17 protein-coding genes are annotated in these 25,273 nt (G+C 71.3%); 10 read left to right on the forward strand and 7 right to left on the reverse strand.

Features of this window, described 5'->3' with window-relative positions; translation table 11 throughout:
- The first annotated feature begins 24 nt into the window (after positions 1 to 24).
- The 5 genes from B5557_RS13535 to B5557_RS13555 all read left to right on the forward strand — a co-directional run bounded on the left by B5557_RS13535 (position 25) and on the right by B5557_RS13555 (position 8,514).
- Positions 25 to 1,755 (forward strand): ABC transporter transmembrane domain-containing protein, encoded by a 1,731-nt coding sequence (locus tag B5557_RS13535; protein ID WP_079659398.1) that lies wholly within the window; start codon positions 25 to 27, stop codon positions 1,753 to 1,755.
- A complete protein-coding gene (locus tag B5557_RS13540; protein WP_079659399.1) occupies positions 1,752 to 3,611 on the forward strand; it encodes an ABC transporter ATP-binding protein in 1,860 nt (619 codons plus the stop codon). The genes B5557_RS13535 and B5557_RS13540 overlap by 4 nt, the downstream gene beginning before the upstream one ends.
- 302 nt (positions 3,612 to 3,913) lie before the next feature.
- Positions 3,914 to 5,962, forward strand: coding sequence for a M4 family metallopeptidase (locus tag B5557_RS13545; protein WP_079659401.1), 2,049 nt, complete (start codon positions 3,914 to 3,916; stop codon positions 5,960 to 5,962).
- 287 nt (positions 5,963 to 6,249) lie between these two features.
- Positions 6,250 to 7,923 (forward strand): M4 family metallopeptidase, encoded by a 1,674-nt coding sequence (locus B5557_RS13550; RefSeq protein WP_079659402.1) that lies wholly within the window; start codon positions 6,250 to 6,252, stop codon positions 7,921 to 7,923.
- A 72-nt stretch (positions 7,924 to 7,995) separates the two neighbouring features.
- Positions 7,996 to 8,514, forward strand: coding sequence for a DUF1990 domain-containing protein (locus B5557_RS13555; RefSeq protein ID WP_079659404.1), 519 nt, complete (start codon positions 7,996 to 7,998; stop codon positions 8,512 to 8,514).
- A gap of 99 nt (positions 8,515 to 8,613) precedes the next feature.
- Here B5557_RS13555 and B5557_RS13560 read toward each other — a convergent pair whose 3' ends face one another.
- Positions 8,614 to 9,906 carry an FAD-dependent monooxygenase gene (locus B5557_RS13560; protein WP_079659405.1) on the reverse strand — a complete coding sequence of 431 codons (1,293 nt, stop codon included), beginning with the start codon at positions 9,904 to 9,906 and terminating at the stop codon, positions 8,614 to 8,616.
- Entirely contained in the window at positions 9,903 to 11,327 is a 1,425-nt protein-coding gene (locus B5557_RS13565) for an MFS transporter (RefSeq protein WP_079659407.1), read from the reverse strand. The genes B5557_RS13560 and B5557_RS13565 overlap by 4 nt, the downstream gene beginning before the upstream one ends.
- A gap of 74 nt (positions 11,328 to 11,401) precedes the next feature.
- Between B5557_RS13565 and B5557_RS13570 the strand changes: the two genes are divergently transcribed.
- From B5557_RS13570 to B5557_RS13585, 3 genes are all read left to right on the forward strand, one after another.
- Positions 11,402 to 12,073, forward strand: coding sequence for a TetR/AcrR family transcriptional regulator (locus B5557_RS13570; protein WP_079659408.1), 672 nt, complete (start codon positions 11,402 to 11,404; stop codon positions 12,071 to 12,073).
- Between the two features lie 389 nt (positions 12,074 to 12,462).
- On the forward strand, positions 12,463 to 12,903 hold the full coding sequence (locus B5557_RS13580; RefSeq protein WP_443031349.1) for a DUF5753 domain-containing protein: 441 nt from the start codon (positions 12,463 to 12,465) through the stop codon (positions 12,901 to 12,903).
- An 11-nt stretch (positions 12,904 to 12,914) separates the two neighbouring features.
- The gene (locus B5557_RS13585; protein WP_079659410.1) at positions 12,915 to 13,148 is read left to right on the forward strand and encodes a DUF397 domain-containing protein; all 234 of its coding nucleotides are present in this window, start codon (positions 12,915 to 12,917) and stop codon (positions 13,146 to 13,148) included.
- Here B5557_RS13585 and B5557_RS13590 read toward each other — a convergent pair.
- The 4 genes from B5557_RS13590 to B5557_RS13605 form a co-directional block, all read right to left on the reverse strand.
- On the reverse strand, positions 13,094 to 14,284 hold the full coding sequence (locus B5557_RS13590) for a hypothetical protein (protein WP_079659411.1): 1,191 nt from the start codon (positions 14,282 to 14,284) through the stop codon (positions 13,094 to 13,096). The two genes, B5557_RS13585 and B5557_RS13590, sit on opposite strands and share 55 nt — an antisense overlap.
- Positions 14,285 to 14,911: 627 nt before the next feature.
- Positions 14,912 to 16,183: a vWA domain-containing protein gene (locus tag B5557_RS13595; RefSeq protein WP_079659413.1), complete on the reverse strand. Its 1,272-nt coding sequence runs from the start codon at positions 16,181 to 16,183 to the stop codon at positions 14,912 to 14,914.
- Positions 16,180 to 17,433, reverse strand: a complete 1,254-nt coding sequence (locus B5557_RS13600) for an AAA family ATPase (RefSeq protein ID WP_079659414.1) — start codon at positions 17,431 to 17,433, stop codon at positions 16,180 to 16,182. Before B5557_RS13600 ends, B5557_RS13595 begins: the two co-directional genes overlap by 4 nt.
- 113 nt (positions 17,434 to 17,546) lie before the next feature.
- Entirely contained in the window at positions 17,547 to 18,992 is a 1,446-nt protein-coding gene (locus B5557_RS13605; protein ID WP_079659416.1) for a hypothetical protein, read from the reverse strand.
- A 256-nt stretch (positions 18,993 to 19,248) separates the two neighbouring features.
- Here B5557_RS13605 and B5557_RS13610 point away from each other — a divergent pair, with 256 nt between their 5' ends.
- Positions 19,249 to 20,925 carry a hypothetical protein gene (locus B5557_RS13610; RefSeq protein WP_079659417.1) on the forward strand — a complete coding sequence of 559 codons (1,677 nt, stop codon included), beginning with the start codon at positions 19,249 to 19,251 and terminating at the stop codon, positions 20,923 to 20,925.
- A gap of 45 nt (positions 20,926 to 20,970) precedes the next feature.
- Here the strand turns inward: B5557_RS13610 and B5557_RS13615 are convergent, their stop codons facing one another.
- A complete protein-coding gene (locus B5557_RS13615; RefSeq protein ID WP_079659419.1) occupies positions 20,971 to 23,595 on the reverse strand; it encodes a glycosyltransferase family 1 protein in 2,625 nt (874 codons plus the stop codon).
- Between the two features lie 324 nt (positions 23,596 to 23,919).
- Here B5557_RS13615 and B5557_RS13620 point away from each other — a divergent pair, with 324 nt between their 5' ends.
- Positions 23,920 to 25,137: a S8 family peptidase gene (locus B5557_RS13620; RefSeq protein ID WP_079659420.1), complete on the forward strand. Its 1,218-nt coding sequence runs from the start codon at positions 23,920 to 23,922 to the stop codon at positions 25,135 to 25,137.
- Positions 25,138 to 25,273: the final 136 nt, after the last annotated feature.

Genomic DNA, 25,273 nt, shown 5'->3' on the forward strand with positions numbered 1-25,273 from the left:
TCGGGGGGCCGGAAGGACGAGTGGATGATCGACGCGTACGAGGATCCCGGCACGCCCGACCACCGCGGCGGCTGGGCGTATCTGGCGTGGCTGGTGCGCTGCCAGCCGTGGCGGTCGCTGACGGGGGCGGTGCTGGCCAGCGCCTGGATGGTGCTGATGGCCGTGGAGCCGTATCTGCTGTCGAGAGCGGTGGACGACGGGCTGGAGCCCAGTGACACGGCCGTACTGGCCGGCTGGACGGCCGCCATGGTCGCGGTGGGCGCGTTCAACTCGTGGGTGAGCATCGTGCGGCACCGCACGATGACGCGGGTGCGGATGGACGGCTTCTTCCGCACCACCAAGGTCGTCGTCCGGCAGACGGTGCGGCTCGGCGCCGGACTGTCGCGGCAGGTGGGGGCCGGGGAGGTCGTCACCATCGGGGTGGGCGACGTGCACACCATCGCGAGCTCGCTGACGGTGATCGGACCGGGCGTCGGCTCGGTCGTCGTGTATGTCTTCGTCGCCGGGCTGCTGCTGTCCGTGTCGCCGCTGCTGGCGGCGGTGGTGCTGCTGGGGATGCCGGTGATCGCGGTGCTGGTGGGGCCGCTGATGGCGCGGTTGCAGGGAGCCGAGGCCGAGTACCGGGAGCGGCAGGGCGTCCTCACCGCGCGGATCGGCGACCTCGCGGGCGGGCTGCGCGTGCTCAACGGGCTCGGCGGCAAAGGGCTGTTCGCGGACGCCTTCAAGCGTGACTCGCAGCGGCTGCGGGCGCAGGGCTATCGGGTCGGCGCGGTCACCAGCTGGATGCAGGCGCTCGGGATGGGCCTGCCGACGCTGTTCCTCGCGGTGGTGACCTGGCTGGCGGCCCGGCTCACCGCCCAAGGGGACCTGACGGTGGGCGAGTTGGTGTCGGTGTACGGCTATGTCGCCGTCCTGGTCGGCCCGGTGGCGTTCCTCGTCGACATGGGCTACGAACTCAGCCGGGGCGTGGTGGCCGCCCGGCGGGTGGTCCGGCTGCTGCGGCTGGAGCCGGCCCCGGACACCGGGACCGCCGACGCGCCCGCCGAGCCGGCCGTGCTGCACGACCCCGGATCGGGGGTGCGGGCGGCACCGGGCCGGCTGACCGCTCTGGTCGGCGCGCGGCACGCGGAGGTGACGGCCGTCGTGGACCGGCTCGGCCGGTACGGCCCCTCGGACGCCACCTGGGGCGGGGTACGGCTGGACGCCATGCCGTTGGAACAGGTCAGGGCCCAGATCCTGGTCGCCGACCACGAGGCCGACCTGTTCGCGGGGAGCCTGCGCGAGGTGGTCGCCGGACGAGGTGAGCCCTCCCCGGCGGACCTTCTGCGGGCGGTGCGGGCGGCGGCGGCCGACGACATCGTGCAGGGCCTGCCGGAGGGGCTCGACTCGCCCGTGAGCGCGCAGGGCCGCAGCCTCTCCGGGGGCCAGCGGCAGCGCGTCCGGCTGATGCGGGCGCTGCTCGCCGATCCCGAGGTGCTGCTGGCCGTCGAGCCCACGTCGGCGCTGGACGCGCACACGGAGGCGGCGGTCGCGCGGCGGCTGCGGGCGGCGCGGGCCGGCCGGACCACGGTCGTCACCACCACCTCCCCGCTGGTCCTCGACCAGGCCGACACCGTGCACTACCTGGTCGACGGGAAGGTCGCGGCGACCGGCCGCCACTATGACCTGCTGGAACAGGAGCCGGGCTACCGGGAGTTGGTGGCGCGGGACGCCGATGAACCGGATGACGCCGAAGCGAAGGAGGCCCTGCGATGACGGTGACCGACGGGGCGCCGGGCCGGCTGCCGGTCGCCGAGGCCGCCGACGTGCGCCGGGCGGCGGCCCGGCTGGTGCGGGCCGACGGGCGGGCGTTCCCCGGCGTCCTCGCCCTGAACGTGCTCGCCGCCGGAGCCGGGCTCGCCGGGCCGTGGCTGCTGGGACGGATCATCGACGAGGTGCGGGCCGGGCACGGGACCGGGCCGGTGGACCGGCTGGCGGCGACCATCCTGGTCTGCGCGACGGCGCAGTTGCTGCTGGCGCGCTGGGCCCGGTACGCGGGACATCGCTTCGGCGAACGCACCCTCGCCCGAGTCCGCGAGGAGTTCGTCGGCCGGGCGCTGGCGCTGCCCGCGTCGGTCGTGGAGCGGGCCGGTACCGGGGACCTGACCACGCGCGGCACCGCCGACGTGGCGGCCGTCGGCACGACGCTGCGGGACGCCGGGCCCGAGCTGCTGGTCTGCACGGTCCAGGCGCTGTTCACGCTCGGCGCGGTGTTCGTGATCGATCCGCTGCTCGGTGCGGTCGGGGTGCTCGCGCTGACGCCGATCTGGTTCGCGCTGCGCTGGTATCTGCGGCGGGCGCGCACGGCGTATCTCGCGGAGGGCGCGGCCACCTCGGAGGTCGCCGAGATCATCGCGGCCACCGCGACCGGGGCGCGGACGGTTGAGGCGTTCCGGCTGCGGGAGCGGCGGACGGCGGCGACCCAGGACGCGCTGGAGAGCTCGCGCCGCACCCGCTTCCGCACCCTCCGTCTGCGCACGGTGTTCTTCCCGGTGGTGGAGGTGTCGTACGCGCTGCCGGTGGCGGGCGTGCTGCTGGTGGGCGGGGCGCTGCACGCGCGGGGGGCGATGAGCCTGGGCGCGGTGGTCGCGGCCGCGCTGTATCTGCGCCAGTTCACCGAGCCCCTCGACCAGATCCTGGTGCGTGTCGAGCAACTGCAGAGCAGCGGCGCCTCGTTCGCCCGGGTGGAGGGCCTGGCCCGGGCGCCCCGCGCGGAAGCGGACGGTGCGGCGCCCGTCCCGGCGGACGACCGGATCGACGTCACCGGCGTGCGGTACTCCTATGAGCGCGGCGGCGAGGTGCTGCGCGGGGTCGATCTGACGGTGCGGCCCGGGGAGCGGCTCGCGGTCGTCGGCCCGTCCGGCGCGGGCAAGACGACGCTGAGCCGGCTGCTCGCGGGCGTGGACGCGCCGAGCGCGGGCACGGTGACGGTGGGCGGGGCGCCGGTCGCCGAGCTGGCGCCCGAGACGCTGCGCCGGCAGGTCGTCCTGGTCACCCAGGAACACCATGTCTTCCTCGGCACGGTCCGCGACAACCTGCTGATCGCCGAACCGGCGGCGAGCGACGAGGAGTTGTGGGCGGCACTGGCCGCGGTCGGCGCCGCCGACTGGGTCCGTGAGCTGCCCGACGGCCTCGACGCCGCGCTGGGCGAGAGCGGGGCCGGGAGCGGCGGCGAGGGCAGTCGCGGTGGCGGGGGCAGTGGCGGTAGCGGGGGCAGTGGCGGTAGCGGGGGTGGTTGTCGTACGGACGGCTCACAGGCCCAGCAACTCGCCCTGGCCCGGGTGGTGCTGGCCGATCCGCACACGCTGATCCTGGACGAGGCGACGGCCCTGCTGGACCCGACGACCGCCCGGCACACCGAGCGCGCCCTGGCCGCCGTCCTGAAAGGCCGCACGGTCATCGCGATCGCCCACCGTCTGCACACCGCGCACGACGCGGACCGGGTCGCCGTGATGGAGGACGGCCGCCTCACCGAACTCGGCACGCACGAGGAGCTGGTGACGGCGGACGGCCCGTACGCGGCACTGTGGCGGACGTGGCACGGGGAGGGCGGGGACCACGGGGAGCGCTGAAACCAGGGGGGAGCACGGAGAGCGGAAGCCGCCAGAAGATTTTCGGTCCGTATAACGAACATGAACTCCCGGACAACGGACTGTTTCCGGCCAACTTCCTGACGCGCTCCTGACAGATAGCGCAATCCACTGCCACTCTTCCCTCTGCTACTTCACAGCAACCCCACAGTCGCACGCGTTCGACGTGCACGCTCCACGTACCGCCTTTGTTCTGCGTACCGCCTTTGTCGTGCCCGCACGGCTCACCCGCCGTCGGGTCTCCCCTGGCCGCGTGACCCGCGGCCGCGCAGAAGGAGTCAGTGTTGAGCAGCAGTCCCTCTCGCAGACGCACCCCCCACGCAACCCCCCGCCGTGCCGCGGCCGTCGCCCTCGTCGGCGTGTCCGCGCTCATCGCCGCCGCCGTGCAGTCCGGCGCCGCGACCGCCGCCCCGGAGAAGGCACCGCAGGCGGCGGCCAAGGGCAACCCGACCCACGCGGCCCTCGCGCTCTCCCCCTCGCAGCGCACCGAGCTGATCCGCGACGCGGACGCCGCCAAGGCGCAGACCGCCGCGTCCATCGGCCTCGGCTCGCAGGAGAAGCTCGTCGTCAAGGACGTCGTCAAGGACGCCGACGGCACGCTGCACACCCGCTACGAGCGCACCTACGCCGGCCTGCCGGTCCTCGGTGGCGACCTGGTCGTCGACACCGCCGCGTCGGGCGCCACCAAGGGCGTCATCAAGGCGACGAACGCCACCATCAAGGTCTCCGGGCTCAGCCCGAGCGTCACCGCGGCGGCGGCCGAGCAGCAGGCGGTGAAGCGCGCCAAGGCCCTCGGCGGCACCAGCTCCGCCGCCGACTCCGCGCCCCGCAAGGTGATCTGGGCGGCGAACGGCAAGCCCACCCTGGCGTACGAGACGATCGTCGGCGGCTTCCAGGACGACGGCACGCCGAACCAGCTGCACGTCATCTCGGACGCGGCCACCGGCGCGAAGCTCTTCGAGTACCAGGGCATCAAGACGGGCATCGGCAACACCCAGTACAGCGGCCAGGTCACGCTGACGACGACCCAGTCGGGGTCGAACTACACGCTGAACGACGGCGCGCGCGGCAACCACAAGACGTACAACCTCAACCGCGGCACGTCCGGCACCGGCACGCTGTTCTCGCAGACCAGCGACACCTGGGGCAACAGCACCACGTCGAACGCCGCGACCGCGGGCGCCGACGCGCACTACGGGGCCGCGGAGACGTGGGACTTCTACAAGTCCTCCTTCGGCCGCAGCGGCATCAAGAACAACGGCGTCGGCGCCTACTCGCGCGTCCACTACGGCAACGCGTACGTCAACGCCTTCTGGGACGACACCTGCTTCTGCATGACGTACGGCGACGGCTCCGGCAACGCCGACCCGTTGACCGCGCTCGACGTGGCCGGCCACGAGATGAGCCACGGCGTCACCTCGAACACCGCGGACCTGGTCTACAGCGGCGAGTCCGGCGGCCTCAACGAGGCGACCTCGGACATCTTCGGCACGGGCGTCGAGTTCTTCGCCAACAACTCCTCCGACGTGGGCGACTACCTCATCGGCGAGAAGATCGACATCAACGGCGACGGCACCCCGCTGCGCTACCAGGACAAGCCCAGCAAGGACGGCTCGTCCAAGGACAGCTGGTACTCGGGCCTCGGCAACCTCGACGTGCACTACTCGTCGGGCCCCGCGAACCACTTCTTCTACCTGCTGAGCGAGGGCAGCGGCGCCAAGGTCATCAACGGCGTCAGCTACAACTCGCCCACCTCGGACGGGCTTCCGGTCACCGGCATAGGCCGCGACAAGGCGCTGCAGATCTGGTACCGGGCGCTGACGACGAAGTTCACGTCGACCACCAACTACGCGAGTGCCCGCACCGGCACGCTGGCGGCGGCCGGTGATCTGTACGGCACCACCTCCGCCGAGTACAAGGCGGTGCAGGACGCGTGGGCGGCCGTCGCGGTCGGCGCGCGTTCCGGCGGCGGAACCGGCGGCGGCACCTCCTTCGAGAACACCGCCGACGTATCGATTCCGGACAACGGTGCGGCGGTCACCTCGTCGATCACCGTCTCCGGGCGCACGGGCAACGCGCCGTCGAACCTCGCGGTGGGGGTCGACATCGTCCACACCTACATCGGTGACCTCCAGGTGCAGCTGGTCGCGCCCGACGGCACGGCCTACACGCTGAAGGCGTACGGCACCGGCGGGAGCACGGACAACCTGAACACCACGTACACGGTGAACGCCTCCTCCGAAGTCGCCAACGGCATCTGGAAGTTGCGGGTCCAGGACAACGCGGCCCAGGACATTGGCTACATCAACAGCTGGAAGCTGACCTTCCCGTAGACCGCGGGCGCCGCACAGAACGCCGTCCCGGGCGGGGGTTCGACCTCCCCGGGGCGGCACCCCTTTTTACCGGCCGCTTACCGATGCCCTGTTGGCCCTTTGCCGAGGTCAACTCCGTTTACATTCCAGCAACGTTCACCGGACAGTCGACTTTCAGCCAACATCACTTCGGGGTCCTGACATGTACGCGCCTTGATGTCACTCTTCCTTCACCCGCCGCACAACTTCACACCCGTCACGGGCGGCCGCCCCACGCCGCCCGGACCCCCCACATCCAAGGAGCTTGTGTGACCTCCCTCTACGCGCGTCACAAGCGCACCACTCTGGCCATCGCCACCGCCGTCGCGGCCGGAGCCCTGGTCACCACCGGTCTGACCGCCGGTACCGCTGCCGCCCAGGTCCCGGCGGAGTCCACCGGCAAGGCGGTCCCGCTGGCCGCTCCGGTCCAGCTGTCGGCCGCCGCCCGCACGACGCTCATCCAGCAGCAGCAGGCCGACGCGCCCGAGACCGCGCAGGCGATAGGTCTCGGCGCCAAGGAGAAGCTGGTCGTCAAGGACGTCGTGAAGGACGCCGACGGCTCGGTCCACACCCGCTACGAGCGCACCTACGCGGGCCTGCCGGTCCTCGGCGGCGACCTCGTCGTCCACGAGTCCGCCACGGGCGCGGCCAAGGGCGTCACCAAGGCCAACCCGGCCACCATCAAGGTGGCCACGCTGACCCCGAAGGTCGCCACCGCCAAGGCCGAGAAGCAGGCGCTGACCGCCGCCAAGGCCGCGGGCTCGGAGTCCACCGCCGCCGACCAGGCCCCCCGCAAGGTGATCTGGGCCGCGGGCGGCACGCCCGTCCTCGCCTACGAGACCGTCGTCGGCGGCCTCCAGGACGACGGCACCCCGAGCAAGCTGCACGTCATCACCGACGCGGCCACCGGTAAGAAGCTGTACGAGTACCAGGGCGTCGAGAACGCGACCGGCACCGGCAAGACGCTGTACTCGGGCACCGTCAGCCTCACCACCACGCTGTCGGGCTCGACGTACTCGCTGACCGACGCCTCGCGCGGCGGTCACAAGACGTACAACCTGAAGCACACCAGCAGCACCGGCACCGGCACCCTGTTCACCAACACCACGAACACGTGGGGCACCGGCGCCGCCTCCAGCTCCACCGCCGACGTGACCGCGGCCGCCGACGCCGCCTACGGCGCGCAGGAGACCTGGGACTTCTACAAGGCCACCTTCGGCCGCAGCGGCATCAAGAACAACGGCGTCGGCGCCTACTCGCGCGTCCACTACGGCAACGCGTACGTCAACGCCTTCTGGGACGACGACTGCTTCTGCATGACGTACGGCGACGGCGACGCCAACACGCACCCGCTGACCTCGCTGGACGTGGCCGGCCACGAGATGAGCCACGGCGTCACCGCGAACACGGCGGGCCTGGAGTACTCGGGCGAGTCCGGCGGCCTCAACGAGGCCACCTCGGACATCTTCGGCACCGGTGTCGAGTTCTACGCCAACAACCCGTCCGACAAGGGCGACTACCTCATCGGCGAGAAGATCGACATCAACGGCGACGGCACCCCGCTGCGCTACATGGACAAGCCCAGCAAGGACGGCGGCTCGGCGGACTCCTGGTCCTCCTCCGTCGGCAACAAGGACGTCCACTACTCGTCGGGCGTCGCGAACCACTTCTTCTACCTGCTGAGCGAGGGCAGCGGCAGCAAGACCATCAACGGCGTGAGCTACAACTCCCCGACGTCCAACGGCTCCACGGTCACCGGCATCGGCCGCGACAAGGCCCTGCAGATCTGGTACAAGGCGCTGACGACGTACTTCACGTCGACGACGAACTACAAGGCGGCGCGTGCCGGCACGCTGAGCGCGGCCTCGGCGCTGTACGGCGGCACCAGCAGCACCGAGTACAAGGCTGTCGCGGCGGCGTGGTCAGCCGTCAACGTCAGCTGAACAAGCGTTAGTTGAACCAGGGCGGCACCCGGGACGAAGGCATCCCCGGGTGCCGCCTTACGCTTGGGCCCCATGTCTCCCCAGGACTTCACCTACACCGACGTCGGCGCGACCCGCGACCGCCCCGGCTTCTGCCCGCCGGGCTTCCACGCCCTGCACGTCCGCACCCGCCTCGGCGAGGGCCACGAGGTCTTCCGCCGCGCCGCGGAAGCCGTCCTGACCTGGGAGATGCACCGAGCCCTGGGCGTCGGCATCGACGCCTCCGCGGACCGCGCGGCCCCGGACGTCGACGTCACGGTCACCCTCGCCGGCCTCATCAAGGCCCCCTGCCGCGTGGTCTGGACGGTGGACGAACACCGCCGCGCCGGCTGGGCATACGGCACGCTCCCCGGCCACCCCGAGTGCGGCGAGGAGGCCTTCGTCGTCGACCGCACGGGAGACGGCACGGTCTGGCTGACGGTCTCCGCCTTCAGCCGCGCCGCGAAGTGGTACGCCAAGGCAGCCGGCCCGGCGACCCGGGGACTGCAGCAGGCGTACGCGCGGCGGTGCGGGGTGGTGTTGCGGGGGTTGTGCGCCGGCGAGGACTCGTAGGCCGGGGCGGTACGGCCGCGCAGGAGAGCCCTCAGGGCGACGCTGCGAGCCGTCGGCGGAACATCACCGTCCGACGCCTCCTCGGCGCGCGTGCCCGGGTCACGTCAAGGGCGTGAGTTCGGGCAAGGTGAGGGCCGAATGGGCCGGTCGACCCTCCGGTCGTCCCTCGGGTCCGCCCTCCGCCGGACCCTCCTCTCGGCCCTCCTCTCGAACCTCCGCGGGGGACATTGTGCTGAGGTTGCGCAGCATGTCGTTGCGCTGTTCCAGGGCACGAGCGGTGGTCGGGAAGAGTGTGGCGTCGCCCTCACCGACCTGCTCCTGATTCAGGGTCACGAACCTGCGGGTGTCGTGTTCGTAGGCGGCGAAGCCCGCGACGTGGTCCCGGTCGGCCAGGGAAGCGGCGAGCATGTACGCGCCGACGAGGGCGAGGCTGGAGCCTTGTCCGGTGAGGAAGGAGGGCGCGTACGCGGCGTCGCCCACCAGCGCGACCCTGCCGCTGGACCAGTGGGGCATGCGGATCTGGCTGACCGCGTCGAAGAAGAGGTCGTCCGCGTCGCGCAGGGCGGCGAGCATGCCCGGGACCTCCCATCGCGCGTCGGCGAAGACCGCGGCGACCAGGTCCCGTTGGCCTTCCGGGTTCCGGAACGCCTCGAACGACGGCTCCGGGTGGGCGAAGTTCAGGAAGGCGTGCACCTGGTCGTCGTCCCCCACCGCGTAGAGTGCCGCGGCCCTGCCCGGGGTGTTCCACATCATGAGCTCGTGGGAGAGCCCGAAGGTGTTGCGCAGGGTGAACCCGGCGAAGCAGTAGCCGAGGTACCGGTGGAACTGCTCTTCGGCGCCGAACAGGAGCTCGCGGGTACGTGAGTGCAGACCGTCCGCGCCGAACACCATGTCGAACGTACGGCTGCTGCCCCCGCGGAAGGTGACGTCGACCCCGTGGCCGGACTGGTCGAGGGTGTCGATGGAGTCGTCGAACAGGAACTCCACGTCGTCACGGACCGCCGCATGGAGGGCGTTGGTCAGATCCCCGCGCCGCACCTCCAGATCCCGTCCCGCGACACCGCCGGTGACGGCGTGCGGGTTGATCGAGGCCACCTCGCCGCCGTCCGCGTCGAGGAAGGTCAGCCGGCGCAGGTCGATGTGCGCGTCCCGCAGTCGCGGCAGGATCCCCATCCTCCGGACGACCTCGAGTGCGGTGCCGCGCACGTCGATGGGGTAACCACCGCTGCGTACCGTGCCCGCCTTCTCGACCACCGTGACCGCGAACCCGTAGCGGTTCAGCCAGTACGCGAGGGCGGGCCCGGCGACGCCGGCCCCGGAAATCAGGACCGTACGCCTCGGGGCGGTACCGATATCCATACCGATGTCCCATGACAGATGAGTGCGGGTCATTCCTTGACTCCTTTGCTCATGGTGCGGGCGACAAGCAGGGAGAGCGCCGTGACGGCGCCGGCGATGACGAAGCCGGTGACGAAGGCCGATTCGGCCGGGACGTCCGCCCCGGAAGGGGTGCCGGCGGTGAGGATCGCGCCACTGACCTGCACACCCACGGCATAGCCGAGCACTCGGGTCACCAGGACCAGGCTGGTGGCGATGCCGGTGTCACCTTGATCCACGGAGGTGGCGGTGCTGGTCACCAGCGCGGTGACGCACAGGCCGTTGGCGAGCGCGATCATCATCTTGCCGACGACGAGGTGCCAGACCTCGGTGTGCACGGCGGCCAGGGCGATCAGGCCTGCGGTCAGCAGGACGATCCCGGCGGTGACCACGGCACGTGAGCCGAGACGCCGTGCGCCGATGCCACCGATCGGCCCGGCCAGCGAAGCGGCCAGAGCGCCGGGCAACAGGTAGAAGCCGATCTCGGTGGCGCCGGCTCCGAATCCGTATGCGTCGGCGGGCACCGCGAGCAACTGCGGGACGAGATAGACCGCCACCGCCGTGCCGACGCAGATCACGAACGTCAGCACAGACGACTTCCACACCGCGGGCCGTGCCAGCATGCGCAGATCGACCATCGGCGAGACCGCCCGACGCTCGACGACCGTCCACCCGGCGGCGAAGGCGGCCAGAAGCACGACGAGGGCGCCGAGCACGAACGGCTGCGTGCCGAGGTCGGGCGCCAGCGCGAGGACGAGCATGAGCGTGACCAGCGTCCCGCTCAGGAGAACCAGGCCGGGCCAGTCGACCCCGGCGTCACCCGACCGACGCGGAGCGTCGTGCGGCATCAGGCTGTTCACCAGGAGGGTGGCCCCGATGACCGCGATCGTCGGCAACGCGAACATCCAGTGCCGGGACAGCGCTTCCGCCACCGGCCCGGCGGCCAGCGTTCCCGCCATCCCGCCCCCGACGAACAGCCCGCTGACCACCCCGATGGCCACCTTCGCGTCTCCTGCGGGGAGGTGTGCGCGCACCAGGATGAACGACAGGGGCAGTGCGCCCACCATCGCTCCCTGGAGCACCTGACCGAGCAGCAGCACCGGCAGGTTCGGCGCCAGGGCGGACACCAGCCCACCGGCCGAGACCACCGTCATCAGCCGGATCAGGATCCGTTTTCCGCCGTAGCGGTCGCCTAATTTGCCCGCGACCGGTGTGACGAGCGCGCCGGTGATGAGAAGCATGACGCTGAGTAACGCCCCTTCGGCGGGACTCATGTCCAGCTCGCGTTGCAGGAGCGGGAGCGTCGGCGTCACCACCGACTCCAAGGCGCCGGTGGCGACTGCCAGCATCCCGAGAGCCGCGACAGCGGCCCTCCCGATGCGGACCGGGGAAGCCAGAGTTGCGGAAGCGGCGGGAGTTGCGGGAGTTGCGGTCATGGACGTCCTTCCGTTGGTCGTCGCCGAGCCAGAACTACACTACACCGTGCAGTGTAGAACGGTAGGATGAGCTCATGCCGACCACGAAGACACCGACCACGAAGACACCGGCCGCGAAGACACTGCGCGAGGGGTCCACGCGGAAGCGGGCCGCCATCCTCTCGGCCGCCCGGGACCTGTTCCTCGCCGACGGCTTCGACCGGACCAGCGTCGACGCGGTCGCCGCCCGGGCCGAGGTGTCCAAGCGGACGGTCTACGACTACTTCGGCGACAAGCAGACGCTGCTGCGAGCAGTCGTCGACGCCGTCGGCCAGTCACTGATCGCCACGATCCGGCACACCCTCGACGACACCCTCACCGACCTCACCGAGGCCGCCGAACTCGAGGACGCCCTGGTCACGTTCTCGATGCGGATCGCGACCGACATGCTCGGCTCGGCGGAGTACGCCACGCTGCAACGACTGGTCCGGACAGAATCCGGCCACCTGCCGCACCGGGGCTACAACTCCATGGCCGACACCCCCGACGAGGCGCTCGCCGAGCGGTTCGCCGCTCTGGCCGCGGCCGGCCTGCTCGACGTCCCCGACCCCCGCCTCGCGGCCGACCAGTTCATCGCACTGACCTTCGGCGTCCCACTGGACAGGCTCGGCTCCGCGAACGCCGCGGAGGACACCCGCGTCCGGCCACTGGTCGTCGAGGGAGTACGAACCTTCCTCCGCGCATACCGAACCACTCAGGGCACATAGCCATCCACGCCACGACATCCCACCGCACGCCCGCCCACCTCGAACCACAGCAGCTTCCCCGCTCCTCGCCCGAGCGGCCAGCCACCCCACCAGTCCGCGTACTGCTGCACGAGGTACAGCCCGCGCCCGCCCTCCCCGTCGACCGGGACGGGTTGGACTGGCGACCATCTCGGACGTCAACAACTCGACGACATCCAGCACTTCACCCATGCCATGCCCACCGAGGGCCGCCCGCACGGTCATACGTGCGACACGTGCGGCTCTGGGGTCATGCGGCAGACGGAGCGCGTACACCCAGGCATCGGGCGGGGCTACGGTGGCCATGAGGACCTCCGGGAGGAACTTGTCGACGCCCTTGCCGCGATGACGGGGCGACGCACTCGCGGCTGGTGGGAGGAGTACCGCGGGAGATCGAGCACCGCCTCACCCACCGCATGAAGCGGCAAGGTGTCCTGCACAGCGAGAGCCCACCCCCGTACACGGCGATCATTCACGAGGCGGCGCTGCGCATGGGCTTCGGCGGCCCGGTCGTCACACGCGGCCAACTGAAACACTTGCTCGACATGACCGAACTACCGCAGGTCACCATCCGTGTCATCACCTTCGACACGGACGAGTTCCCGACCACGGGCCAGTCATTCGACTTCGTAGAAGGTCCACTCGCCCAACTCGACACAGTTCAACTCGACTCACACCACGATGCCTGCGAATTCCTCGACGCAGCAGCCCAGTTGGACAAGTACCGGGCTGTACTCGACCGCATGGAGTCCTGCGCCCTGACCACCGCCGAGTCACGCGACTTCATCCACCACCGCATACAGGACCTGTGAGGGGACCGCCCATGCAGACCCTCCATTGGCAGAAGTCGTCCTACAGCGGTGACGGCTCGAACTGCGTCAACGTCGCCGCCGCCCCCACCGGCACCCTCCACCTCCGCGAAAGCGACGAGCCGGAGGTCGTCCTCACGACGACTCCGGCCCGGTTGCACGCACTGATACGTGGTCTGAAGGCGATGCAAGGTCAGGTGCGGGACACCACGCCGCAGCTCTCGTCGCGGTTCTCGTCGAGGTTCTGACTGCGGTCGTACGGGTCCGACGTCGGCCCGGTCGGAGGCGCGCCCGTGGGGTCGGCCGTCTCGAACTGGGGATGCAGATAGCCGTCGTAGACGTCACACGCGGAGTTGCCGATGTCCCGGTCATACTTCCTGACGGCGATCTTCCCCGGCGTGACCGCGTACTTGGTGGGATCGGAGAGCTCGAGGTCGAGCACGCGGCGCACGATGGTGCGGGAGACCTCGGTCGGGACGTCCTTGGCGACGCGCACCACCGGGTAGACGAAGGTGTAGTCGGCGTGGACGACGACGGAGGCCTGCTCACCGGCCTTGAACGTCATCCGCCCCCGCGTCTTGACCACGCTGCCCGCCAGCCGCAGTTCCTTGGGGTCGAAGCGGCTGAACATTCCCAGCGGGTCGTGTTCCTTGTCCGGCTTGCTCAGCCCGGTGTTCAGCTGGTCGAGCAGTTCCTTCTGCCGTGGTTCGATCACCGAGAGCGCGGCCGTGGGGCGTCCGCCGCTCAGGGTGACCGGGTCGAGGTTGGAGTCGATCAGCAGCTTCCTGGTCTGCTGCAATGCCGTCTCCACCTGCGCCTTGGACAGTGACCCGACCGGGGTCGCCTTCGGGAGAACGATGCCGGCTGCACCGTCGGCCCACTGCAGTGCCGGGGAACCCGCGAACGGCCGGTCCAACGTGGGGGTTTGGGGGTCCACCGCCTCGGGTGCCCTGGTCGGCGCCGCGGTCTCCGCCGGCAACGGTGACGCGGACACCCCAGCCTCCGACTCCCCGGTGCCGAAAGGATCACCGGGCAACAGCGACGGCTTCATCGCGACGACCGCCAGGGCGATCACGACGGGCAGGCCGAGGATCGCCCACAGCCGCCGCTTCCGAGTGGCTCTCCCCTGTATCTCCTGCCGCGACGGACCCGCACGCCAGCTCTCGGGCAGCTCGCCGCGCGCCTCCTGCTGCCGCAGCCGCTCCGTGACCATGCGGGCCCGGGCGGACGGCTCCTTCGGCGCGGACGCTATCTCCCGTTCGCTGTCCTGGATGAACTTCGCCCACTCCTCATCGGATATGGAGCTGCCGGACTGGGGAGAAGCCCCACCCCCGTCCCCCTCTTCCGAACCGGATCTGTGCTCTTCGGACGGTCTGTCGGACACGCGCCGTCGGCCTCTCTGTGAGTCGGTTACCGGGCGTCACAGCCTATGTCAGCCCTGCACAGGCATGACGAGGACTTCGCCTCAGCCGTACTACACGCCCGACTCACCCCTCCCCCCCCTGGCCGGCCCCCGAGCCGGGCACCGTCGCGACCGGATCCCCCGGCTGCCATTCCGCCGAACTCCACTCCGGCGTGGGAGCCGGACGAGGCGGCGCGGGTGGAGGATTCGAGCCACGGTTGGGGGTTCTGCGGAACAGAACCTGACCCGTTCCCCCCACTCGACCCGCGACCAGTCGTACCCGAACCGCTCGACTTGCCGGAGCCACCGCCCACCTGCGCCGACGATTCCTTCGTCGCCCGCGGAGTCGATGCCTTCGGCCGTGAGGGCGTCGACGATGCGGTCGCCGAGCGACTCGGAGCAGAACTCGGTGAAGCAGACCCGCTCGACGAACTCACCGACGCGGACACAGAGCTCACCGGTGCTCCCTCCTCACCCGCCGGCTCATCGGTGCCATCTCCGGTCTCTCTTCGCTCGCCTGGTCTGGAGCCGCTCCGGAGCCGACCGCCGTGGAGGGCCCCCAGCGAAAGCGACTTGCTCGGTCCCGGCCAAGGGAACGCCATCACCCGGTCACCCGATCTCCACCGCCCGCGCCCAAGCAGGCGGCGAATCCGGCACGTACTCGGGATCGTCCTCGTCGTACGACGGGCTTCGGGGGAACAGGCCCACCACCGTGCGGCAGGGTGGGCGGGTGCTCGGCCAGGGGGTTTGGCCGTCGGTGAGGGCGACGACGACGTCGGGGCGGGGGCGGGCGCGCAGGGCCCTGGTGAAGCCCTCGCGCAGGTCCGTGCCGCCGCCGCCCAGCAGCGGGATGCCCTCGCCCCGGCACAGGGTGTGCACGAAGTGGGCCGCCGCGTCGCAGGGCACCACGGTGACCATGTCGCGTCGGCCGCCCACGGCCCGGGAGATCGCGGCGACCTCGAGGATCGCGCTGCCCAGTTCGGCGTCGCTGACCGACCCGGAGGTGTCGATGACCACGCTCACCCTGGGCGGTCTGCGGCGCAGGCTCGGCAGGACCGCGCCCGGGACGCTCGCCGAGCGGCGCGACGGACGACCGTAAGAGTAGTCCTCGCCCGCGCCCGGGGCGGACGCCGCCGAGCGGACCGCCGCGCCCAGCAACTCCCGCCAGGGCTGCGGCGGATGGAACGCCTCCTCCGCCCACCGCCGCCATCCGGCCGGCGCGGTGCCCCGGCGGGCGGAGATGCCCTGCGCGACGCGGAAGCGGACCGCGTCGCGTTCCTGTTCGCTCAGGCCGTGTGCGCCGTCCGGGCCCAGGTCCCACTCCCGTTCCCGGCCGTCGGCGCCGCTGCCGCAGTCCAGCCAGGCCAGGTCCTGCGTCTGCAGCCCGAGCCTGAACTGGCGCAGGTAGTCCTCCATCAGCTCGCCCGGCCGCAGCCCGAGGAACTCCGGCGTGACCGCGCCCTCGGGCTGGACCAGCCCGTCCCCGAACGCGTCGTCGTTGATCTCGCAGTCGGCGGCGATGTTCATCCGCAGTCGTTCGCCGGGGCCGCTCAGCCCGTGCTCCCGGGCGACCCGCTCACTGCGTCCGTGGTGGTCGCGCAGCAGGTGGGACACCTCGTGCACCCACACCCCGGCCAGTTCCTCCACCGGCGTACGGTCCACGAATGCCGGTGAGACGTAGCACCGCCAGTGCCGGTCCACGGCCATCGTCGGCACCCACCGCGACTCCACGGGATGCAGAGCGAACAGAGCCGTCGCCAGGTAGGGGCGGGCCCGGGCGGCCTGCAGCCGGGCGGCGAAGAGCTTGTCGAGGTCCAGGGGCCTCGGCTCAGCGGGAGCCAGGGGCCGGCCGGCGACGACCGGCGGCTCGTCGGCGCTCATCGGCCGGCCTTCGTCAGCGCCGCGGAGCGCGCCGCCGCACGGTCCGCCGCCTGATCGGCCCGCCGGGACAGGGTCACCACTCCCGCGAGCTTCTCGATCGACGCCGGTACGTCCCAGTCCTCCCGGCGCAGCGAGGCGAGGGTCGTCGCGGGGACGACCACCAGGTCCGGGGCGCCGGTCTCCAGCGCCCGGACGAGGAGGCTCCACGCCGCGTCCCAGCGGGACTTGTCGGGACGGGTACGGACGGCGGCCACCACACCGTCCAGCACGGCCTGGCGCAGGTCGCCGCGCTCGGGCAGGTCGGCGCCCGCCGGGTCGGCGAGCAGCGTCTCGGGGTCCGGGAGGTCCATCCGGTCCAGGCTCGCCAGCAGCTCCAGGCCGGGGCCGTCGCCGACCGCGCCCCTGACCAGCAGCGACAGTACGTCGCGGGAGGAGCCGGCCGCCGTCGCGAAGGCGATCAGGGTCAGGGTCACCTCCCAGCTGCGGGGCGACGGCCAGGCTCCGCCACGGCGCGCCTCGCTGCTGGGCAGTTGGTGCACGAGTTTGGGGCGGGCGGCGAGCAGCCCGCACACCGCGCGGCGCGCGAAGGCCACGGCGTCGGCCAGTTTCGCCGGGTCGAGCCGGGGCAGGGTCGCCCGGGGCCAGGTGCCGCCGAGCCCGCGTACGACGACCTCGTGGTCGTGGATCCACTGGAGGTGCACGAACCGGTTGGCCAGCGGCGGGCTCAGTTCCCAGCCGTCGGCCGCCGAGCCCCGCGGGTTGGCGGCGGCCACGATGCGCACCCCGGGCGGCAGCGTCAGCGCCCCGATCTTCCGCTCCAACACCAGCCGGAGCAGGGCCGCCTGCACGGCGGGCGGGGCGGTGGACAACTCGTCCAAAAACAGCAGCCCTCGGCCGGCGCGCACCAGCCGCACCGCCCAGTCCGGCGGGGCCATCGGGACGCCCTGTTCGGCGGGATCGTCCCCGACGACGGGCAGCCCCGAGAAGTCGGACGGCTCGTGCACGCTGGCGATCACCGTGGTCAGCGGCAGGTCCAACGTCTGAGCGAGCTGGGTCAGCGCCGCGGTCTTGCCGATCCCCGGCTCTCCCCACAGCAGTACGGGCAGGTCGGCGGCCACGGCCAGCGTCAGGGCCTCCAGCTGGCTGTCGGGGCGCGGCTCGGTGGCGGCGTCGCGCAGCAGGGTCAACAACTCGCCCGCCACGTCGAGTTGGTTGGAAGATACCGGGATGAAAGGGGTGCCTGTGGGCATGTGTGATCACCTTTGGGGTGCGTAGTCGAAAGAGAGAAGGCCAGAAGGGAGAAAGTTCGCAGGAGAGAAGGAGGAACGGAGGAAGCGCGAAGGAAGAGAGAAAGCTCGGAAGGTCAGCGGCGGATGCCGTGGCGCGGGTGCTCGCGCATACGAGGGGGACGACGACGTTCCTGGCCGGGCCCGGGACCGATCAGGCCGGCCCGGAACAGTCCGTAGGTGATCCGCCGTCGAGCCGCCGCTTCCAGCTCGTCCCGCAACGCGCCGTCGCGCAGCACCGCCTCGGGGCCCAACAGCCCCTCCACCACGGCCAGCGCGCCCACGATGTCGCCGTGGACCAGGCGTTCGCGCACGCCGGCGAGGCAGTCCGGACGCCGGTGCGCCGTGTCGATGGCCTGGAGACAGGGCAGCGGAGTGCCGGTCAGCGCGGCCAGCAGCTCCTCGCGCCGGATCTCGGCCGGATCGTGGTCCAACGGGGCCAGCACGCCGTCGACCAGGCCGATCCGGTGCGTAGCTCCCCGGCACTCCACGAACCGAGCCCGCCCCGCCCGATCGCGAAGCCCGCTCGAACCGGATGCCGCGTACCCCGGTACGAGGCAGTCCGGTCCGACGTGCTCCGGTACGAGCGCCGAGGCGACCAGCGGATGCAGCCGCTCGGCCTCGATCGCTCCCGTACGGAGCAACTCCAGGTCGGGCAGCACCCAGGTCGCCGCGTCGGGCAGAACGGGCAGCGCGGAGACACAGCCCGACGGACTCCGCAGGACGGGCGCCCCCTCCCCGCCCTCGCCCGGATCGAGCACCAGCCGCTGTCCGGCCCCGAACCGCACGAGAACGGAACCCGTGGTCCGGCCCTCCGCCCGAAGCACGATCCCCGCCTCGGCCGCCCACCGGTCCACGGCACAGCCGAGCTCCGACAGTTCCGGGGCCGGGTTCACCGTCGGCGGGGGCGGATCGTCTCCAGGCGGCGGACGATCCGCTCCGCACCGAACCCGCAGCTCACCGGCCCTGCGCGCATCCCACAGATGACGGTGCAGATCGAGCCGGAACCGCCGGTTGGGACGCGGATGCGGATGGCGGGAGCCACCGGCCCCCGAGCCGCTCGCCCCCGAACCAGTCGTCCCCGAGTCGGACGACGCGTCCCACAGCGCGAGGCTGATCCGCTGCCCGGCATCCGCCCATGCAGGCGGCGTCCGCACCACGACATGCACCGGACGTACGCCGCCCCGCCCTCGCCCCACAGCCTCGTACCGGGCGAGGGAGACGGTCAGACCGGGCCGCAGCAGCCCGTCGGGAGCGATCCTCGGCAGGTGCCAGCGCAGCAGGTCAGGTGCCAGGTGGCGGAGATCCGCCCGGACTCGGGCCGCGAGTTCCTGGCCGCGCTCGCGTGCCACGACCCGCAGATTGAAGTCGACGTCGATGCCTGCGGCGGCGCACGCCCCCGCCCAGTCCCCGGCATGCCGGCGGGCGGTCGCAGTCTCGATCATGGAGGCCGGCACGGCGAACTCGCGCACGCGCAGCCAGAAGGAAAGCCGGGAATCCTCGTTCGCGATGTGAGTGAGCATCAGCACTCACCTTGCGCGGACGGGTCCCCCGATCTGACACGAGAAGGAGTAGTCATCACGGGAATCGTAGCCCTCCGACGCTGATCTGCCCACCGGATATCTTCCGGCTCGTCAGTTCCGGCCGCCGACCTCCCCACCGGTCCGTCGACGTGACCAGCACGGGCGGCCCACCTAAACCTCTTCGAACTCCCGTTCGTCATGCCGTAGCTTGACTCCGTTCGGGGCCGTTCGGCCCCCTCGGAAAGGCGACGACTTCGTGCACTCGTCCTCCTCGAACAGGCTCCGCCGCAGACACCCCGTCACAGCGGCGACAACGCTCGGCCTGCTGATTGCGGCTGCGGGGATCGTCCAGCCGACCGCGGCGTCGGCCGCGACGCATGACAACCGGCCAGCCACTCCGACCGACCTGCGCACTTCTCCGATCACCTCCTGTGCCGGCGACACCATCGTGGGCGACGGCGACGTCACTCTGTACGCGAAGGTCTCGGACCCCGACGGCGGGGTCCTGGGCGTCGGCTTCCGTCTGTCGCCGCACGGCAGCGAATCCGGCGACGCGATCGCCGAGTCGGATCCGGGGCAGCTGGCCGCGCCGTCCGGCAGCTCCGCCGGCTATGTCGTCCGGAAGGACGTCCTGGAGTCGGCGGCAGGCGGTTCCATCACCGAGTTCGACTGGAAGGTCCGGGCCACCGACTCCCACCACACCAGCGACTGGTCGACCGTCTGCCACTTCTCCTTCGATCCGACGCGTACAGGCGCGCCCGTGATCTCCGAACCCGCGGCATCCACCATCGGACAGCCGTTGAGCATCGCCGTGAGCGCGCCCAGCGGCGGGACCGTACCGAGCAGCTACCGCTATCAGCTCAACGGAGGCGCCCCGGTCGACGTGCACGCCGACGCCTCCGGCAACGCCACCCTCACGGTCACCCCGACCAGCCGCACCAACACGCTGTCAGTCACCAGTCTGTCCGCAGGCGGCAACTACGGTGAGACGGCGTCCATCGTCATCATCTCGGACGCGCCCTCGACCCATCAGGCCGACGGTGACCTGACCGGCGACAACGTCCCGGACCTGGTCACCGTCGGCGCGCAGAACGGATTCCCGTCGGGTCTGTGGCTGGCGCCCGGTACCGGTGACGGGCACGTCAGCACCTCGCCGTCCGACATCGGTGTCAACGGCGACGGCCGTGGTTCCAACGGCTCGTCATCGGACTTCGACGGCTCGACGGTCATCACCGGACGCTTCACCGGCGGCACGGAACAGGACGTGCTGGTCTACTTTCCGGACGGCGTCTACGCGGGCACCGGCATGATCGTCAAGGGCAGCGGAGACGGCTCACCGCTCGATCCGGTCAGCGGGAACGGCACCTACATTCGGGGTGGTTCGTTGCAGGACGTCTACGGCGACAACCCCGTCCAGCTCGCCAACGCCGGGAACACCTCCGGCCGCGACACCGGGTTCCCGGACCTCATCGGCGTCTCCGGCGACGGTGCCAACGGTTACGCCCTCAACCTCTACCTGAGCGGCTTCAACGCCGGCCTCTACTTCCCCCTCGCACTCGACGTCACCACACCCGACGGCACCGCGGACTGGAACGACTGGACCATCGCCACCACCCAACTGCCCGCCGCGGACGGCGGAAGCAGCACCGCGATGTTCCTCTGGAACAAGTCCACCGGCGAACTCGACCTGTGGGAGAACCTGGCCGCCGACCCCGACACCGGCAGCCTCACGTACACCGCCTATCCGGTCGCCACCAGGTGGAACGTCGGAGCAGCTCTGAACCTTCAGGCCGCCGATGCCAACGGCGACGGCGTGCCCGACCTGTGGGCTGTCTCCCAAGGCGGGACGGTCAGAACCAACCTGTTCACCGACCTGTCCAGTACCGCCCCGGCCACTGTGACGAGTTTCGCCGAGACCCTCAGCACCGATTGACGCGAGGGGCGCCGCCGATCCCTCGTCGGCGCCCCAGCAGACCGGTTACCGCAACACCACCCCCGCCCCCTCCACCGCGTCCCCGGACGGCATCTCCAGTAGGCCCAGTTCGGCGCCGGAGGCCAGTAGGCGGTGGGCCGGGAGGATGCGGACCGTGTAGCCGAAGGGGCCTGTGCGGTCCAGGGACAGGGGGCCCTCGTACACCCACCTGCCCTCCAGGTCGGGGCCGCCCGTGGGTTTCAGCGGGACCGTCGAGGCGTCCGTGATGCGGTCCTCCTCGTCGACCCGGCCGGAGACGGCCTGGATCTCGACGTCGTCGGGGGCGAGGTCGCCGAGGCCGACGCGGACCCGTAGTGCGAGGGTCGTGCCGAGTTCGGCGGTGGCGGTGGCCGCCGATGTCTCGACGTGGTCGACCGTCACCGCGTGCCAGGCCGAGCGCACCCGTTGTTTCCAGGCGGCGAGTTCGCGTGCGGTGTCGGGGGCCATCGTCCGGTGCGTGTGGGCGGCCGGGGTGTAGAGGCGTTCGACGTACTCGCGGACCATGCGTCCGGCCAGCACCTTCGGGCCGAGCAGGGTGAGGGTCTGGCGGACCATCTCGATCCAGCGGTCGGGCAGGCCCGCCCGGCCGCGTTCGTAGAAGCGGGGGGCGATGCGCTGTTCCAGGAGGTCGTAGAGGGCCGCCGCCTCGACGTCGTCTCGGTGGTCGGGGTCGGTGCCGGCGCCGTCGGCGGTGGGGATCGCCCAGCCGAAGTCGGGCTGGAACCATTCGTCCCACCAGCCGTCCAGGACGGAGAGGTTGAGGCAGCCGTTGAGGGCCGCCTTCATACCGCTGGTCCCGCACGCCTCCAGCGGCCTCAGCGGATTGTTCAGCCAGATGTCGCAGCCGGGGTACAGCTTCTGCGCCATCGCCATGCCGTAGTCGGGGAGGAAGACGATGCGGTGGCGGACCCGTGGGTCGTCCGTGAACCGGACCAGCTCCTGGACGAGGCGTTTGCCGCCGTCGTCCGCCGGGTGCGCCTTGCCCGCCACCACGATCTGGATCGGCCGCTCGGAGTGCAGCAGCAGGTCCATCAGCCGGTCGCGGTCCCTCAGCATCAGCGTCAGGCGTTTGTACGACGGGACGCGGCGCGCGAAGCCGATGGTGAGGACGTCCGGGTCCAGGACGTCGTCGATCCAGCCCAACTCGGCCGTGCCCGCGCCGCGTTGACGCCAGGACGCCCGCAGCCGGCGCCGTACCTCCACCACCAGTTGCTCGCGCAGGTCGCGGCGCAGGTCCCAGATGTCCTGGTCGGAGATGTCGGCGACGGCGTCCCAGCGCTCGGAACCGCCGACGCTCAGGGCGTCCTCGGCGCGCTCGCTGCCGACCTGGCGGGCGCCGAGCCGGAGCACTTCGGGGGCGACCCAGGTCGGGGCGTGCACGCCGTTGGTGACGGAGGTGATCGGCACCTCGTCGGGGTCGAAGCCGGGCCACAGGCCGGCGAACATCCCCCTGCTCACCTGGCCGTGGAGCAGGGACACCCCGTTCGCGCGCTGTGCCAGCCGCAGGCCCATCACGGCCATGTTGAAGAGGTTCGGCTCGCCGCCCGGATACGTCTCCATGCCGAGGCGCAGGATGCGGTCGACGTCCATGTGCGGGAGTTCGGCGTCGGGTCCGAAGTGGCGGGCGACCAGCTCGCGGTCGAAGCGGTCGATGCCGGCCGGGACTGGGGTGTGCGTGGTGAAGACGGTCCCGGCGCGGACGGCTTCCAGGGCCGAGTCGAAGTCCAGTCCGGTGTCGGCGAGTTCGGCGATCCGCTCCAGTCCGAGGAAGCCCGCGTGGCCCTCGTTGGTGTGGAAGACCTCGGGTTCCGGGTGACCGGTCAGGCGGCAGTACGTGCGCACCGCCCGGACACCCCCTATGCCGAGCAGCATCTCCTGGAGCAGCCGGTGCTCGCTGCCGCCGCCGTAGAGCCGGTCGGTCACCCCGCGTTCGCCGAGGCCGTTCTCCTCGATGTCGGAGTCGAGCATGAGCAGCGGGACCCGGCCGACCTGGGCCAGCCAGACGCGGGCGTGGAGCTGTTTGCCGGCCGGGAGGGCGAGGGAGATCTGCGCGGGGGCGCCGTCGTCCTCCCTCAGGAGGGTCACCGGCAGCTCGTTGGGGTCGAGGACGGGGTAGTGCTCCTGCTGCCAGCCGTCCCGGGAGAGGGTCTGGCGGAAGTAGCCGTGCCGGTAGAGGAGTCCCACGCCGATCAGCGGCACGCCCAGGTCGCTGGCTGCTTTCAGGTGGTCGCCGGCGAGGATGCCGAGGCCGCCGGAGTACTGCGGCAGGGCGGCCGTGATGCCGAACTCGGGTGAGAAGTAGGCGACGGCGGCGGGGAGCCCGGCGGTGGCGGGCTGGTCCTGGTACCAGCGGTCGCCGGTCATGTAGTCGTGCAGGTCGTCGGCGGCGGCGGTGAGCCGGCGCAGGAAACGGCGGTCCTCGGCGAGTTCGGTGAGGCGTGCCGGGCGCACGCTGCCGAGGAGTCTGACCGGGTCGCCGTCGGAGACGGCCCAGCGCTCGGGGTCGACGGACTGGAACAGGTCGCGGGTCTCCGCGTGCCAGGACCAGCGCAGGTTGCGGGCAAGGTCGCTGAGCGGGCGGAGGGGTTCGGGGAGGAGGGGTCGGACGGTGAATCGACGGATCGCCTTCACATTCCACCTCGGCATGGCGCGTTCGCTGGATGGACACACGGCGGTGTGGGTCCACGTCTCCTGAAAAGGTACCGGCGCCGGTGTCGGCCTTGCTGGGGGCTGGCCGCCCCCAGACCCCCGCTTTTCGGCCTGACCGGCCTCGTCCTCAATCGCCGGACGGGCTGAAGTGACCTGACCCGGCGCCATCAGGCACTGCGCAACGGGCCGGAAACCCTGTTTCTCCCCCGGAGGCCACCTTGTGGTGGTTCGCGCCCCGCGAGAGGCTGCCCAGTGGCGTGCCCGGCGACGGCGGGGTGCGTCGAGTCGAGGAGGGGAACGCGAACCATGGCACGGACGCGTATGCGGCGTCTGCGCCGGGTGGGGGGTCTGACTGCGGTCGCCACGACCGTGCTGCTGTCGGCCGTCGCCCTGCCCGCGCACGCCGTACCGGAGGGGAAGGTAATCGGCGCCGGTCTGCCCGGCTCCGTCGGCGGAAGCTATCTGGTGACGCTGAAGGGGGACACGCACGCGTCGTCGGAGGAGGGACGACGGCTTGCCCGGACGTACGGGGCGAGAATCAGCCAGACCTACGGCACGGTCGTCAACGGGTTCGCCGTCGAGGCCGGCGAGAGACAGGCTCGGCGGCTCGCGGCCGACCCGCGTGTGGCGTCCGTCGTCCAGGACAGCCGGGTGACGCTGGACGTCGCAGGGGGCGCCGTCGGGAGGAACCCGCCGCCGTGGGGGCTGGACCGGGTCGACCAGCCGAGCCGGCCGCTGGACGGCAGCTATCACTGGCCGAGGTCCGCGGGCGCGGGCGTCACCGTGTATGTGATCGACACCGGTGTCCGGATCACGCACGACGACTTCGGCGGCCGGGCGAGCTACGGCTGGGACTTCGTCGACGGTGACGGCGTCGCCGCCGACGGCAACGGACATGGCACGCACGTCGCGGGCACCGTCGCGGGCGCCACCCTGGGGGTTGCCAAGAAGGCCAAGGTGGTCGCGGTGCGGGTGCTCGACGACGCCGGTGCGGGCACCACCGCGCAGGCCATCGCGGGCATCGACTGGGTCACCCGGCACGCGCACAAGCCCGCCGTCGCCAACCTCAGCCTGGGCGGCGGGTACAACGCGGCGCTGGACGCCGCCGTGCGCACCTCCGTCCGCTCCGGCGTCACGTACACCGTCGCCGCGGGCAACATGGGGCAGCCGGCCGCCCTGCACTCCCCCGCCGACGTGCGGGAGGCCATCACGGTCGGCGCCACCGACAGCGATGACGCCAGGGCGGCCTTCTCCAACTACGGTTCGGCCGTCGACCTGTTCGCGCCGGGCGTGTCGATCACCTCCGCGTCGTACACGAGCGACACGGGCCGGGTCGTCTACTCCGGTACGTCGACGGCGTCGCCGCACGCGGCGGGCGCGGCCGCGCTCTATCTCGCCGGCCATCCGAAAGCCACTCCGGCGGAGGTCTCGAAAGCGTTGGTAGCGGGGGCGGTGAGCGGGAAGGTGTCCGGTCGGGGAGCCGGTTCGCCGGACAAACTCCTCCAGGTCCTCCCGGGCGGGTAACGGGGTCTCAAAACCGGTCTCGTTCCCCTCGAACGAGGCCGGTCTTGTGTGTAGACATACGCGTGAGTAGTTAACAAAGTGCCGGATTGCACACCCGAACAGGGTGGGAAGGCTCCCTCGGTACACGACCCCACAT

The sequence above is a fragment of the Streptomyces sp. 3214.6 genome, assembly GCF_900129855.1.
Taxonomy (GTDB): domain Bacteria; phylum Actinomycetota; class Actinomycetes; order Streptomycetales; family Streptomycetaceae; genus Streptomyces; species Streptomyces soliscabiei.